The 14,504-nt window shown below is 45.6% G+C and carries 17 protein-coding genes; 8 read left to right on the forward strand and 9 right to left on the reverse strand.

All coding sequences use genetic code 11. From position 1 onward, the window contains the following. Nucleotides 1-6 precede the first annotated feature (6 nt). The 4 genes from QUA62_RS01825 to QUA62_RS01840 form a co-directional block, all read right to left on the reverse strand. Nucleotides 7-534, reverse strand: coding sequence for a type IV pilin-like G/H family protein (locus QUA62_RS01825; protein ID WP_333402122.1), 528 nt, complete (start codon nucleotides 532-534; stop codon nucleotides 7-9). A gap of 106 nt (nucleotides 535-640) precedes the next feature. After that, entirely contained in the window at nucleotides 641-1,159 is a 519-nt protein-coding gene (locus QUA62_RS01830) for a type IV pilin-like G/H family protein (protein ID WP_333402123.1), read from the reverse strand. 120 nt (nucleotides 1,160-1,279) lie between these two features. Next, a complete protein-coding gene (locus tag QUA62_RS01835) occupies nucleotides 1,280-1,840 on the reverse strand; it encodes a paraslipin (RefSeq protein WP_006633489.1) in 561 nt (186 codons plus the stop codon). Between the two features lie 131 nt (nucleotides 1,841-1,971). Beyond that, nucleotides 1,972-2,517 (reverse strand): NfeD family protein, encoded by a 546-nt coding sequence (locus tag QUA62_RS01840; protein WP_333402124.1) that lies wholly within the window; start codon nucleotides 2,515-2,517, stop codon nucleotides 1,972-1,974. A gap of 175 nt (nucleotides 2,518-2,692) precedes the next feature. On the opposite strand from QUA62_RS01840, the gene QUA62_RS01845 reads away from it, so the two are divergent. The 5 genes from QUA62_RS01845 to QUA62_RS01865 all read left to right on the forward strand — a co-directional run bounded on the left by QUA62_RS01845 (nucleotide 2,693) and on the right by QUA62_RS01865 (nucleotide 8,398). Continuing rightward, on the forward strand, nucleotides 2,693-4,516 hold the full coding sequence (locus QUA62_RS01845) for an AAA-like domain-containing protein (RefSeq protein ID WP_333402125.1): 1,824 nt from the start codon (nucleotides 2,693-2,695) through the stop codon (nucleotides 4,514-4,516). Nucleotides 4,517-5,088: 572 nt separating this feature from the next. Continuing rightward, on the forward strand, nucleotides 5,089-5,727 hold the full coding sequence (locus QUA62_RS01850) for a type IV pilin-like G/H family protein (RefSeq protein ID WP_333402126.1): 639 nt from the start codon (nucleotides 5,089-5,091) through the stop codon (nucleotides 5,725-5,727). Nucleotides 5,728-5,750: 23 nt separating this feature from the next. After that, nucleotides 5,751-6,521 (forward strand): sterol desaturase family protein, encoded by a 771-nt coding sequence (locus QUA62_RS01855; RefSeq protein WP_333402127.1) that lies wholly within the window; start codon nucleotides 5,751-5,753, stop codon nucleotides 6,519-6,521. After that, on the forward strand, nucleotides 6,511-7,125 hold the full coding sequence (locus QUA62_RS01860) for a rhodanese-like domain-containing protein (protein ID WP_333402128.1): 615 nt from the start codon (nucleotides 6,511-6,513) through the stop codon (nucleotides 7,123-7,125). Before QUA62_RS01855 ends, QUA62_RS01860 begins: the two co-directional genes overlap by 11 nt. A gap of 172 nt (nucleotides 7,126-7,297) precedes the next feature. Continuing rightward, the gene (locus QUA62_RS01865; RefSeq protein ID WP_333402129.1) at nucleotides 7,298-8,398 is read left to right on the forward strand and encodes an iron-containing redox enzyme family protein; all 1,101 of its coding nucleotides are present in this window, start codon (nucleotides 7,298-7,300) and stop codon (nucleotides 8,396-8,398) included. Nucleotides 8,399-8,580: 182 nt separating this feature from the next. Here QUA62_RS01865 and QUA62_RS01870 read toward each other — a convergent pair whose 3' ends face one another. Further along, on the reverse strand, nucleotides 8,581-9,300 hold the full coding sequence (locus QUA62_RS01870; RefSeq protein WP_333402130.1) for an SAM-dependent methyltransferase: 720 nt from the start codon (nucleotides 9,298-9,300) through the stop codon (nucleotides 8,581-8,583). Nucleotides 9,301-9,550: 250 nt separating this feature from the next. Between QUA62_RS01870 and QUA62_RS01875 the strand changes: the two genes are divergently transcribed. Next, complete coding sequence (locus QUA62_RS01875; RefSeq protein ID WP_333402131.1) at nucleotides 9,551-10,183, forward strand: hypothetical protein; 633 nt, start codon at nucleotides 9,551-9,553, stop codon at nucleotides 10,181-10,183. Between the two features lie 223 nt (nucleotides 10,184-10,406). On the opposite strand, the gene QUA62_RS01880 is transcribed toward QUA62_RS01875, so the two are convergent. From QUA62_RS01880 to QUA62_RS01890, 3 genes are all read right to left on the reverse strand, one after another. Continuing rightward, nucleotides 10,407-10,649 carry a ChaB family protein gene (locus tag QUA62_RS01880; protein WP_190662935.1) on the reverse strand — a complete coding sequence of 81 codons (243 nt, stop codon included), beginning with the start codon at nucleotides 10,647-10,649 and terminating at the stop codon, nucleotides 10,407-10,409. Between the two features lie 64 nt (nucleotides 10,650-10,713). Beyond that, complete coding sequence (locus QUA62_RS01885; RefSeq protein ID WP_333402132.1) at nucleotides 10,714-10,851, reverse strand: hypothetical protein; 138 nt, start codon at nucleotides 10,849-10,851, stop codon at nucleotides 10,714-10,716. Nucleotides 10,852-11,027: 176 nt separating this feature from the next. Then, nucleotides 11,028-11,192, reverse strand: coding sequence for a hypothetical protein (locus QUA62_RS01890; RefSeq protein ID WP_333402133.1), 165 nt, complete (start codon nucleotides 11,190-11,192; stop codon nucleotides 11,028-11,030). A gap of 610 nt (nucleotides 11,193-11,802) precedes the next feature. On the opposite strand from QUA62_RS01890, the gene QUA62_RS01895 reads away from it, so the two are divergent. Both QUA62_RS01895 and QUA62_RS01900 read left to right on the forward strand, forming a co-directional pair. Further along, nucleotides 11,803-12,687, forward strand: coding sequence for a hypothetical protein (locus QUA62_RS01895; protein ID WP_333402134.1), 885 nt, complete (start codon nucleotides 11,803-11,805; stop codon nucleotides 12,685-12,687). 71 nt (nucleotides 12,688-12,758) lie between these two features. Next, nucleotides 12,759-13,595 (forward strand): DUF4142 domain-containing protein, encoded by an 837-nt coding sequence (locus QUA62_RS01900; RefSeq protein WP_333402135.1) that lies wholly within the window; start codon nucleotides 12,759-12,761, stop codon nucleotides 13,593-13,595. A 478-nt stretch (nucleotides 13,596-14,073) separates the two neighbouring features. Here the strand turns inward: QUA62_RS01900 and QUA62_RS01905 are convergent, their stop codons facing one another. Beyond that, nucleotides 14,074-14,442 carry a Lin0512 family protein gene (locus tag QUA62_RS01905; RefSeq protein WP_333402136.1) on the reverse strand — a complete coding sequence of 123 codons (369 nt, stop codon included), beginning with the start codon at nucleotides 14,440-14,442 and terminating at the stop codon, nucleotides 14,074-14,076. Nucleotides 14,443-14,504 lie beyond the last annotated feature (62 nt).

Genomic DNA, 14,504 nt, shown 5'->3' on the forward strand with positions numbered 1-14,504 from the left:
TTGCCTCTAGTCATAAGTTTGTCTCAGTTCTATGGTGCCTGTAGCACAAGCAATCTTACCATTTTGATTGGTGGGTTCTGGTGGTTTAATTGTACCAGGAGAATCAGATCGGCACAATATAGATGTGGTCGTTATTTTATTTTTAGAAGGATTTAACTCAACTTTTGTAGCAGGAATTACAAAAACTCCACCGACAAAGCTTTTAAGATCTTTATGCTTTGAGACTCCATAATTAAATGTTGCTTTTTTTGTTGTATGGTGGGAATATTTGTAATTTTCTGTCTCGGTTTTAATAATGCGAATTCTTAAAGCCTTAACAGAAGTGCTAAAAACACTTTTTTCGGCAAAATAGGCCTGCTGACGTTTGTTGATTAAGCTAATATACATTCTGGGTTCCCATTGCTTGTTGTTCCTAAGCTTAACCTGAAAGGATGGCACAACTAGCGAAGCCAATACTCCAATCACCATTAAACTCACTAAGCATCCACCAACATTCGATGCAAGGCTAGCTGATTTATAATTTTGTTGACTCATGGTATTGTATCTTCTCTGTTTGTAGTAAAGACTTTAGTCCGGTAAATCTCAATTGAAGACCGATTTTATCTTGTAATCGACTGTCATTATATTGCGTATAGTTAGATTATTTGGGCACTTGTGTTGTGCCTTTCCCACAAGCAATTTTACCATTTTCATAGGTGGGTTCCGCTGGTTTAATTGTACCGGGAGAATCAGCTTGGCAGAATATGGATATTGTTGTTATTCCATCTTTAGCAGCATTTGGCTCAACTTCTTTAACAGGAACTAGAAAGACACCGCCGACATAACTCTTAAGTTGTGGTTGCTTGGAGACTCCATAATTAAAAGCAGTTTGCTTTGTGGCGCGAACTGAATACTTGTAATTTGTTGTCTCCGTTTTTATCCCAAGTTCCAAAGCATTAACAGAACTGGAAAAAACACTTTTTTCGGCAAAATCTTCTTGCTGAGCTTTGTTCATTGATCTAACATACTGTTGTTCTTCCGACTGCTTGCTGCTATTGGTATTATTTAGATAAAATGGCAGAGCTATCCCATTAATTACTCCAATACCGGTTATAAGTAATAAGCATCCGCAACCGCGAGAAGCTGCATTGCGAACTATTGATTCTTGATTTTTAGTCATGGTTTTGTCTCCTTAAATGGTATATACAAGGCGAATTAAATTCGGCGAGGCAGAGCCTCTGGATCTGCGTTACCAGGAAGATCCTTCCTGGTAACGAGTAAAAGGAGGGAATACTAATCTCTAAGCTCGCAGCTTTTGTACTTCTTTCCGGTCAATGGATGTTGGCTGAACCACTTTACTGCCGATCGCAAAATCGCGCAATTCCACTCTTGTAAACTTCACACCCCAAGGATCGGTCGCTGTATCCAATTCCTCTACTAAAGCATTATTGATTTCATGGCGAGCCGTGTAAAGTTCCTCCATAGATAATGTCGCAATGTGAGTCCGAATTGAAAGAATCAGCATATTTAACATTGCTTCCTTGAGATTCTGCACTTTGTAGGAAGCTTTTTCTAAGTCAATTATTCGCCAGTAAACAATAAACTCAACGGTGATGGCAAGGCGATCGCGCGTCATGCATGGTTGCGGTGGCAAGTTTAAAATTTGCTCGCGCAGAGTTTGTTTATAGGCGACTGTTTCGACAAAGGGAATCAGAAATGTCAAACCAGGTTCGAGTTTTTTGCGATCGTACTTTCCGAAAATTTCAACTAAAGCCTCATCTCCTTGACGGACAATTTTTACGCTGCTGGCTAAGGATACTCCGGTGATTGCAAACAACACCATCAAAAAATACTGATACATAATGAATCTCCTGGTAAATAGTTGACAATTGACAGTTGATAGTTGATAGTGATTTCTGAGTCTCTTAGAGAGGAACTTTGTTTGACAAGAAGCGATTTCAATCGCCGATTCATAAAAGAGCCAACTCAGATTTAGCCGCTGATGTGAATTAATCTGTGAGGTATAACAATCAGCGTGTTTCCTTCGCGGCGCAAAACGTAAACTTTTTGTCGGGGTGCGATCGCCCCTTGGGAATCGTCATTGCGAGCTTTCCACGAAGCCCCTTCATAAATCACCATTCCGGTTTCTCCGGGGAAAATTTCGGAGATAGTTGTCGCTTCGGTGGCTTCGGGAATCACAAACTTCTTGCGAACAATAAAAATTGGTCGAATCCAGATGCTCAGCGCCAGGGCTATCCCCATCCAGTAGAAGATTTGCCAGTCAAAATCTTCATACATTATGTTCGCCCAACTAAACTGAAATGCTACAGCTCCTCTCCACAAAATAAATGATTCAATTAAAGCCGAAGCTCCCATCATTAGCAGGTAAAATCTGTATTTTTGGGGCTGAGTTTTGATGATTAATAGCTCCATCGCACTAAGCACAACTCCGAGCAGCAGCCAGAATAGGGGCGGGGTGAAGGCGAAACCGGGTTGATTAGTGGCTGAGGCCAGCGACCAAATTAGGAGAGAATACACAATGCTTTTACCTCGTTTTGATGGGATTCAACCTTGTTATTTCTAATCTAATCAGGCGGCTATTTGAGTTGGCGACTGAGTTATTTGAAAAATCATCGACTTTTCATCGACTTTTCATCGACTTTAGGGGCGGTTGGCATTTATGATGGTTTCAGTGTCTCGATTGTGATAAGCAATGCCACGATCGCTAAGGGTGCGCGAAGAGTGCATTCGTGCAGTTAAATCCTGTCTCCTGAGAAATGGCTTTCCCAGTCAGAAAATCCTGGCTGAGGATTTAGGGATGGCGCAATCTACTGTCAGCCATTTTCTGAATGGCAAACCTGTGGATTATGCCAATTTCATCGAAATTTGTCGCGGATTGGGGCAGGAATGGCGCGACATAGCCGATTTTGAGGCTAATTCAGAGCCAGAGGAGGTAGTGCTGGTGAGGGCCAAAGTGGCGATCGTCTTCGAGGGCTTTCCTTCGGATCGCTTCGCTAACGCCAACGCCCGTTGGCGAAGCCCTCGAAGAGGATCGACCTCAAACACCACCCTTTCTCAGCAGTTACACCAAGCTTTGAGTGCGGGAGGGCACGAAGTCTTTTTTATTAACAACAGCAGCGACTCAGCCTCATATTTAAAGCGTTGCGATTATTTGGTGTTGCTGATTTCCCAAGAATCGGCCGCTAGCGAAATGATATTGGAACAAGTGCAGCTAGCCAAAGAATTGCACAATTTAACTGCTCATAAACCCGCAATTTTACCGATTTTACTTGAATTAAATACACCGCTTTCTTTTGATTTACTGAGCTATTTAGCAGGAATTCAGCCCTGGCTGTGGCGCGGTGTTGGCGACTCATTTAAGTTATTATCACAAATTTTAACCATTATCAAAGAAGGTCGCACCTCGTTAACTGCCGACCATGAATTGGCTGTAGAATGGAAAGTAATTACTAGCACCAAACAGTCAATAATTCAACCCCTGCCAGCAGCGCCGCCAGAATTGCCGGGAGGACAAGTTGAAATAGCTTCTCGTTTTTATATCGATCGCCCTCCGATCGAATCCCGCTGTTACGAGACGATCGCCCAACCGGGAGCGCTGATCCGCATCAAAGCACCCAGACAAATGGGCAAAACTTCCTTGATGGCGAGGATTTTGCATCACGCAGAACAGCAAGGTTCTCGCACGGTAGCGCTGAGTTTTCAGCTAGCCAATAGGAAAATATTCGCTAATTCAGATACATTTTTGCAGTGGTTTTGTGCTAGCATCGGTCAAGAGTTAGGAATGCTGGAGCAGTTGCCCAAGTGTTGGGAATTGGCCGATTTGATTGGCAGCAATCAGTGCTGCAAGGCTTATTTTGAACAGTATTTGCTTTCAGAATCCTCAAAACCCCTGACGTTAGGCTTGGATGAGAGCGATCGCCTGTTTGAATCGCCGGAAATTGCCGACGACTTTTTTGGGTTATTGCGAGCTTTACACGAAGAAGCAAAACGGCGAGATATTTGGAAAAAATTGCGTTTGATTGTGGTGCATTCGACCGAAGTTTACATCCCGCTGGATGTGAATAAATCGCCGTTTAATGTGGGGTTGCCCATTGATTTGCCTGAGTTTAATTCGCAGCAAGTGCAAGACTTAGCAGCGCGACACGGAATCAATTGGAGTGCTACAGAAGTGGCAGAAATGATGGCGCTAGTGGGAGGACATCCCTATTTAGTGCGGCTGGCTATGTATCGCATTGCCTGTCAAGATGTGACTTTAAATCAATTGCTGAAATCGGCGGCAACCGAGGCAGGAATTTACAGCGACCATTTGCGCCGACATTTGTGGAATTTAGAAAAATATCCAGAATTAATCGAGGCGATGAGAGAGGTTTCGAGTGTGTCAAAGCCAGTCCGATTAAGGCTAGAAGTAGCGTTTAAATTAAACAGTATGGGGTTGGTGAAACAGGAGGGCAATTATTGCAGTGCGAGATGCAATTTGTATGAGGAATATTTTCGCGATCGGCTAAATGGCAAATAATATCGAATTATTGAACCGCGAAGATGCTAAGGACACGAAGGAAGAACCCCCCCACCCCCCAGGGCAGTTTCATTATCAGAAAAACCAGGATTTTGTAGGGGTAGTGCCCCCGTGCCTACCCCTCCCCAGCGACGCGATTCATGGGCATTGCAGCCATAGGGCACGGACACGGAGGCACCGCCCCTACGAAAAATGAAACCGCCCTGCCCCCTTGGAGGGAATGGGGGAGAGAAGAAGTAGATCGTGTTCTGGGGGGAAGGGAGTAATGAAAAGTTGATGAGAAGTCGATGAGAACTCACTCAAGTTCTCAAATAGCCACGTGATTTAATAAAAATAGAGTAGAAGCAAGGCGCAGTAGGCGAGGTTTGCAAACCCCACCGCACTCAATGGACTGGGTGAAAACGACGCTAACAATAACTTGCTTGTTTTTCTTAACCTCGACTGTTAGATTAGGCGATGTTAGACAAACTACGCGTAGACTCGCTGTTTGACTCTAGAATCCCCATGTGTTTACGCCGGGGAGTATGTCAATCACTTGAAAACTACTCTGCTAACACATTTGGACAACTACCATGCAGCTTAAAAAAAATCCTCAACTCGATGCACTCAACAAACAAGCAGTATCGAGAACAACCAAGCAGCTTAAGACAAACCTTCAACTCGATGCACTTAACAAACAAGCGCCATCTTCAGCAAAAAACATTCCCCCTAACAAAAAAAGTAAATCTTGTGTAGGAACTTTACTGAGGATCACTTTTATTTATGTTCCTGTGGTCCTGATATTTGCTGCGAACACCCTCCTTCTTTCTAGCGGTTGTGGTGGCAAGACGAAGCGATCAGAAGCTAAGCAATATGTGAACGCAATGAACAGAGCTCAACAAGCAATATACGCCGAGGATGGTACATTTTCTAAGTCCATGGATAGCCTGGGTCTCGGCATTAAAACTCAGACAACAAACTATAAATATTCAATCATCGCTACAAAAAATGCTGCGTTTAGTTATGGAGTATCCATCAGGGAAACTAAGGATATTACTAGCTATGTCGGGGCTGTATTTTTAGTACCTGTTTCCAAAGCAGCTAACAAAGAGAAGACTACTGTATCCATTCTGTGTGAAGCAAATTCTCCTGGAAATACCCAACCGTCTGCTCCTATCCTTAAGAATGGTAATCCTGTCTGCGGTGCTGGTAGTAGGGACGTGCTTAAGTAAATATCGACATTAATCCGAATCTCATGTTACCTGAAATTGTCAAAGGCTTCATCGTCTTAGCGGGCATCTTCATTCCCCTCGAAAGAATCTTATCCTTGCACAAGCAAAAGATATTCCGTCTCGGATGGGCAACCGATGCCACTTATTTTTTTACAGGTCACTTTATTGGCAGATCAGGCGCTATTGTTGTGACTGTAATTTTGTCGCTGATAACTAATTTAGTCAACCCGGAATTGCAAAGCAAAGTAGCCTCTCAACCTGTCTGGTTGCAGTTGGCAGAAGCAGTTATCGTTTCCGATATGGCATATTATTTCGCTCACCGGCTGCTGCATGAAGTACCCTGGCTTTGGCAATTTCATGCAGTCCATCACAGCATTGAACACATGGATTGGTTAGCAGCAGTGCGGGTGCATCCCTGCGAGCAACTCTTTACTCAGATTTGCAAAATTATGCCTCTTTACTGGTTGGGATTTACCAAGGAGAGTTTGGTAGTTTATGCTCTTTATTCGGCGGCGATCGCTTTCTTAATTCATTCTAATATTAAATTAAAATTTGGCATCCTAAAATGGTTTGTAGCAACCCCACAATTTCATCACTGGCATCACAGTAAAATTCCCGCAATCAACACCAAAAACTTTGCTGTTCAGTTGCCACTGTTAGATTGGCTATTTGGCACTATGTATATGCCAGCGAAAAAAATGCCTCATAAATATGGAATCTCTGATTCTATACCTGCTGGATATGTCGGACAAATATTCTTTCCATTTTTAAGGATGATGAAAAATGCTAGATGAAAATGCAAAACCAGGTATTAATCGCTATTCTCGCCTTTTGCAAGTAATTATGGGTTTCGGCTTGATGAGTGTTGCTTCTGTGGGTGCAGTTGCCCTATTTCATCACATGGATATCCTAACTTTTATCGCCAGTTTAAATACGAAACAAGTAACTGTTGAGCAATTGCAGCAGGGTGAGTTGAAACCAGTGATTTTGATTGATGTGCGATCGCCCGAAGAATACGCGGAAGATCGCATCGGTGAAAGTCCCCTGGTTCCCATAATTGATATTGAGATGGGGTTCGGTGTCAAGCAGATTCAATCCATTGTAAAAGCTAGGGTCAAATCCGAGCGAACTCAGCCAGTAATTGTACTTTATTGTGCCAGAGGAGGGCGATCGGTTAAAGCATACAAACAGTTGGAAAAAATCGCTCGGTATTCCCCAGAATCTGGAGGAAATGAGACTAATAAGATTAAGGATATTAGCCTGAATGTTGTTGTCCTTTCAGGCGGTATCAAAGCGTGGCGGCAAGCAGTGCCGGCTGCAAAAGATGCCCAGATATTAGCCCCAATTACTTTGCACACCTTCATAAAGTCTCCCTCAGTCACCCTGCTTTCGGAATGAATCGGGGCAGTTGTGACCAAATTGATTTCTGTCAAATCTCTATCAATAGAAAGGTGTATCGTGCTGACAGATTAGCTATCTTCAAGAAAAGTAGCCATTATCCTCAGCAATCTGCAACGGTTGGCTGTTTGGGCAGGCAGCACAATAATTAGAGTTAGCATAACTTTATTCCATGCAAAACACCCTAGAGATACTTCCTTCTTCCGACTCGCCGAGTCTTCCCAAAAAGCAACCCCCACCCCCAAATTACGAAGCAGCCGATCGGCAATTTGTCAATTTGCTAGAAGTCGAGGATTTAGACAAGACGGTGGCGGCAAAACCGTTACTTGTCAGCGATTTTGAAAGCGCGATTGCCTATGCAATTCAAGCAGCTTACCAACAGGAACCGGGCGATGAGGCCGCTCACCGCTTCTTGCAGCGCGTACTTTACCGCATCAACCGCCTCAACTTGTTTTGGTACGACGATTTGCGCCGCTACAATAACGAGCGATCGCACTATTTGCGTTCTGTGCGCGATCGCATTGAGGAACCTTGGCAGCAGTGGGAACTGGCGCAAATCGACGTTGCAGCGCTGCAAAAATTGCCGGATGTCAAGCAAGCCCTGCGCGATCGCGCGGCCGCCGATGTCGATCCTCCGCTAACTGAGCTCGATCGCTACCAGCGGGAACAGATGACTGAAGAGGGATACAAACACCTGCTGGCGATCGCCTCTTTCGACGGTTTAGTGGAAGCCAGCCGCCTTTCTCGCATCCTCGGCGGTGCCGGCAACGAAATTCAGTGCACCCTTACCCGAGTGCTGATGGAAGAATACGGCGGCGGTCGCCTCCCCCGCAAGCACTCGACCTTTTTTGCTCAAATGCTGGCTGAATTCGATATGAGTACAGAACCAGAAGCGTACTTCGATTTAGTGCCTTGGGAAGTGCTCGCAAGCATTAATCACAACTTTCTGCTGACGGAACGCAAGCGCCATTTTCTGCGCTACAACGGCGGACTCACTTATTTTGAGGTGGCGGGACCCGTCGCTTACCGCAATTATCTAGCCGCCGCCCAGCGTCTGGGCCTCTCGCAGGCTGCTATGGGTTATTGGGAACTCCACATCAAAGAAGACGAGCGTCACGGTCGCTGGATGTTGGATGAAGTGGCGACTCCGCTGGTTGATAGATATCCCCAGGAGGCTTGGGAGCTGGTGTTGGGCTACGATCAGGAGAAGTCGATCGGCGATCGGGCTGCGGCTGCTGTAGTGCGATCGATCCAAGCCACAGAGCACAATTAACAGCTATATCGTAGGGTGGGTCAGAGACGGATGCACCCTACGATATAGCACCGTTCTCAATAAGCCTTTGAGAAACAGGCAAGATGCCTGTTCCACAAAGAGTGTATTTCTTGTGGAACAGGCATCTTGCCTGTTGCTGAGAACGGTGCAACATCTCAGATGCACCCTACCAGGCCTGTATTTTAAAATGCTGTCATTAACTGAATTAGCTCGATCGACAAATCTCTTTGCGACTTTTCTTGCTTCTTAAACAAAACTCCCGCCAGCAGATAGATATTTTCCGAATAAAAAGCCATTCCCTGTTCTCTGAGAGTGGCGATCGCGCTTTTCACCTTTGGTTCCGAGCTATAATAGCCAAAATTTAAAGGTGCAATCTCAAAATTCGCAACCGAGTAGCCTCGATCCAAGGCATAATCGATCAAACCCACAGGATTAGAATAGCTAGAAACCATCAGCAAAACTTCATCACTGCCCAGAGATAAAAGTTTTTTAGCAATTGTACAACCATCACTCCCGCCGTGCAACAGCGGCTGGTAAATCTGAGCATCCACCGCCGGCAAGTAAGGCGGATTTGAGATGACACAATCCGCCGACTCGTATAAAGGCGAATCAAAAAAAGAGCAATTGTTGACGGTGTATTTTTCGCTCAGTTGATATTCCTTAATTTGAGACTGAGCAATTTTCCAAGCTACATTATTTAGCTCAAATCCCTGTATTGTCCCATCAAAATCACTTCTCAGCAAAGACTTAATAACTGGACTTCCCTCTCCTGAACCAAACTCTACGATAAGTCGAGAATTGTCACTAGCATTTAACACTAAACTTTCCAAGCAGTGCGCGTAAAAATCAGATTCTTCCGGGCAGTGGAATACCTGTTTCAGAGGATGGGATGAAGTGAGCATAAATTCTGTAACAAAGTTGACTATTTTAAAAGTATCGAATAACTAATATCCCAGCCATCTGTCGCAAGAGCTATTTTATCAAATTCTGCAATCTCTGTCTTCCTGTTTTCTCGGGTGCGACCGAATAACTATTACTGCCGACAGATTATCAAATTAACTAGATTAATCCGATTGACAGATTGCCATTATATAGCGATTGCTGGTGAGATAGTACCTAAGCAAATAATTGTAAATTTTAATAGTGTCAGATATGACCTTTTTTAATTATTCAGTTCCGCCTCTGCGCCGGAAACAGCTTAACATCGAGGTTCAAGATTTAGAAGGGCTTTGGCAGGTTCAGTTTCCCCTTGGCAAAGATCGATTTTATTCACAATTTTATACTTGTCTCGATCGAACTTGCTTGCTGTGGAGTTTGCTGTTAATACCCATCTTCGGCACACCACAATTTTTTTCTGTGAGTTGGATGCTGCAAGCAGGTTTGTGGTCAGCGCTCAGCCTCGTAGGTACAGCAGCCATGGTAAGCATGACATACTCTTGGGTCAAAATAGAACGCCTGGCTTGGGTGCTTTACGGTTGGGTAATACTAATGTTATTAGGATTGCTGCTGACCGATTTAGCAATTTTTCTGCGTTGGGGAAAAGTGTTGGCGAATCTCTGTCCCCTGTGGTTGGGAATGAGCGGAATAGGGTATTTGGGGACTGGATTTGCAGTGCGATCGCGCGCGCTTTTAGCAGCAAGTTTATTTCACCTGTTGGGGATTTTGATTTTGCCTTACACGGGCGGTTGGTCTTTCCTCTTTACGGGAACCGTAATGGTATTTAGCTTGCTCGTTTTAGCCGAATTGCAATGGGATATGGGCCAACCGATTAACAGGCTGCATTAACTTCTGTACCACCGCGATTCCAAGAGGTATCAACGTAAAGCATTAACCACAAGTGAGGAGTACATTGCTAATGACTGACGCTCTCATGCCCGCTAGAATAACGTCACTGCAATGGGTTGGTAGTGAGGAGTCTTCGTTCTCATCAAAATTTGAGGAATGAAGCCCTCACTAAACAACGGATAGGGGTTATGTTAGCGGACACGATATTACTGATGGCTGATAACTAATTGCCACCAGACTGTACAGATTTGCGGGTTTGGTTAGTATCGTCGCCCTTGTGATGCCACGTGCCACCTTCGCCTTGAACGTATTCAGATTTTACGCTGTTCCAAGCAACGCTAGTAGCACCATCGGCGCTCATTCCATCTTCACTAGCGCTCTTAAAAGCCGCCTGAAAAATTTGTTTCGCCCCTTGGGGGAGTTCTTGTGCTTCCGAAGGTAAGGTGTCAAATTGTTGTTCTGGCATAATGACCTCTAATTTTTAAACATAATTTTAATCTTATATACAAGAAGCAACTACTTTCCTCTCTCTAAAAGCAAGTTTTAAACCGCATTTTTCTCATTCCCAAGACAGATGTAATATTAGATTTCTTCTGAATGGCGAAGGGAATTGACTTGCCGTTGCTGGTTTGCCCGGATTTTGGTAATTTCTTTTCTGAAACAGTCATTAATCTGATTTCGGCTTTTTCACTTGCGAATTTAGAAAAAGCGATGAACATTACATAGCCCATTCTGGCAATAATTCGATACAGCATACTTGATGTCTGCTTGTGAAATGTGTTAGAGAATAAGCGCTATCTGGCATAGTTTTGGCTTTACTATATCAGAGTTTAGCCGATCGCACTCACAAGCAATTCTGACGACTGCGCCACCGTTGGTTAATTTCATGTCGCGCGGGCACGACTCGGATAGCCCTCAGTTCGCCTTCGTGTTTGAGGCAACTCAAATCCCAGTCAAAAGCCTTGCTGTTGGGGGGGTGCAGGTGTTCTGGCGACTCAGAGCGAGCCATCGGGCGTTTTGAGATAATTTAGTTTCCTGAGAAAGTTTGATCGGTATGCTGCGAGGGGCAAAATTGCCAGCAGCAAGTTAAGGAAAAATAGCGCTCAATAAAATTTAAAACTAACTCCTCTGGCATAGGACTAACCCAAAATTGACGGTGATAAAATCAAGAATTTCTTGCTCAAAGCACCTGCTGCCGGGGAAAATTTATAGGAAGAGCCACGCGCTTGTCTCAGAAACCCGGTTGATTCGTATATGTCTCGTTACTCAACCAAAATTTTTCATATCAGCCCGGTTTCTATCCCCCGTACACAAATTTTGATTGAGCTAGTCGGCCGCTCAATCAAATTTCATCCACCACCTGAAATAAAAAGCCATTTTGTCAAATATTCCTAAAGATGAATGGCGAACTAGAAGCATACGTAATAGCTTATAAACTGTTAACGCGACGGTGTAATTAATCAGGGAAAAATTATAGAGGGAACGGGACTAAATTTGCTCCCTTACCTTCATTATTCCGCAGCGAAGGTTAGAAAATTTACACGTTACGCTGTCAATTTGACCCTGCGGTTTTGGCATCACAAGCGATCGCAAGACTCTACGTAAAAGCAAGCATTACCATGAAATCTTCTAAATTGTTGAAAGCTGTTTTAGCAAGCGCTTGTACTTTAGGTTTAGCAACGGTTTCCTTCGCAGTGCCTGCTTCTGCCCAGTCGGGCGGTGCAGGTGGCGGTGCAGGCGGCGGTGCAGGCGGTAGCGTCGGCAGTGGCACAAGCGGTACGACTGGCACAAGCGGTACGACTGGCACGGGCGGTACGACTGGCACAAGCGGTACGACTGATACCACAGGCACCGGTACAAGCGGTACGACTGGTACCGGCACAAGCGGTACAAGCGGTACAAGCGGTACGACTGGCACTGGTACAAGCGGTACAAGCGGTACGACTGGCACTGGCACAAGCGGTACAAGCGGTACGAGTGACACTGGTACAAGCGGTACAAGCGGTACGAGTGACACTGGTACAAGCGGTACGAGTGACACTGGTACAAGCGGTACGACTGGCACTGGCACAAGCGGTACAAGCGGTACGAGTGACACTGGTACAAGCGGTACAAGCGGTACGACTGGCACTGGCACAAGCGGTACAAGCGGTACGACTGGCACTGGCACAAGCGGTACAAGCGGTACGACTGGCACTGGTACAAGCGGTATCACTGGCACGGGTACAACGGGTACAACCGATACGACAGGCACGGGTACAACGGGTACAACCGGCACAACGGGTACAACCGGCAGCGGCACAACGGGTACAACCGATACAACCGGCACCGGCACAACGGGTACAACGGGTACAACCGGTACCACATCGACGCCGGCTGATACTAATTCTGGAGTTTTGAGTGCTCGGCGCGATAGCCCCAACAATTTGGGGTGGCTGGGTGCCTTGGGCGCGTTTGGTTTGATCAACTTGTTTCGGAAAAACAGTACACCCTCCCATCGGTAGTTTCGGGCGATTCCCTACGGGATAGCTTCGCTTGACGTACTTTTGAAAACAACTTAGAGGCTTAGAAATTCATGACTTCACTCAATCGCAAAAGTTTGTTCAAAAAATTGGTAACAGTTGCCGGAATTGCCGGCGTTAGTTCCTTGGTAGCTGTGCCGGGATTCGCAGAATTAAACCGCCACACTAACGGCTTCAACCAGTCGGGCGATCGGGTTCTCGAGCTTGCTGATAACCAAGCCGACGATGCTACTCTTCCTAAATCTCCAAATAGCCCCGCCAACAACACTCCCGGCCGTTCTCCCGACAGTCCAAATACCCCCACCAACAACACTCCCGGCCGTTCTCCCAACAGTCCAAATACCCCCACCAACAACACTCCCGGCCGTTCTCCAAATAGCCCCATCAACAACACTCCCAGCCGTTCTCCCAACACTCCAACAGGTGGCGAAACTTCGCCTAATTCTCTCAGCAGCCAAGACAGAAACTTTGTCATGCAAGCAGGTCAACTTGGTATGCTGGAAGTGGAACTCGGCAGATTGGCAGTGCAGCGCGGTGCTAGTGCTGGTGTGAAACAATACGGGCAAGAAATGGTTGAGGAACACACCCAGGCTAATCAAGAACTGATGCAGGTAGCAATGCAAAAAGGCGTAAAACTGCCAACCGAAATGAGCAGCCAGAACACAGCTTTGATGGAGCGACTTTCGGGACTCTCTGGTACAAGTTTTGATGCTGCTTACAAGCAGGCTATGATCGAGAGCCACAATCAAGCTATTGCTCTGTTTCAGGCTCAATCTCAACAGGGACAAGATCCCGACTTGAAGGCTTGGGCCACCCAGAAGTTGCCGAACCTTCAGGCGCACTTGCAAATGGTTAACCAAATGTTGGCAGATACCAGCCAGCCCAAATAGGAGGTAGAGGAAGTAGAGTACGATTGCCTAAAAGCCAATCGCACTCTACCTTTGCCGATCCGAGAGGGAACAGCAATAGATTCTTTTAAACCCTATAATTTTTGAGAACAATGGAATATTTTCTCCGCAGCTTGTTGGGCAGCAATATTACAGCGACGTGGCTGTTATTAATCGTAGGGTTTTGCTGGATTGCTTACATACCCGGTCGCCTGAGAAATTAAAAATTATCCATTAAAACTTCAAAATTAACTAGGTAGGCGCAAATAAACCTTACCGTTGAACAGATGCAGTTATAGCGTGCCTCAGAGGCTCAGATTTTCAACGATATTTCATGCCCTATCTCCGGGGCACCCTACAACTTACCCTAAATTAATCATTTTTTAACAGACAGGCGTACGATCGCCCGATCGCCCAAACAAGCAAATGCGATCGGGCGATCGTATTTCACCGCAGATTTATTCAAACAACACAAAATTAATTAGTCCTCAGTTTCCACAAAAACACTCACAGCCGCCACAGCGATTAGCATTTCATCATTTTTATCATTCAGAGAGGCGATCGCCCTTCCTGCCACAATCATGCCTCCTTGCTCCACAATCAGAGTTTTGCTGCCAAAAGGCAGCACCGCCAACACCTCCTGTTCCCGCACTTGTTCCGGGTAAGGAACAGCCACCTTCACCTCAACAACCATCTGATTGGGGTCAGTCAAACCCGCCACTTCCCAGACCCCCAGCAAAGCATTGTGGGCGATCGCATTCCGTACAGCCCTTGCACAGGCTACAGTCGGTTCCTGCCCGTGCTGGTCTACCCCCATCCCCATTTCGATGATGAAACATTTACGTGCCATAGTTGCCCCTTGGTTGATTTTTGTTTGTAGTCGATCGCACTCTTTCCCCAAACAATTATCAA

Origin of the sequence: Microcoleus sp. MON1_C1 (genome assembly GCF_036701945.1) — a bacterium.
Lineage (GTDB): Bacteria > Cyanobacteriota > Cyanobacteriia > Cyanobacteriales > Microcoleaceae > Microcoleus.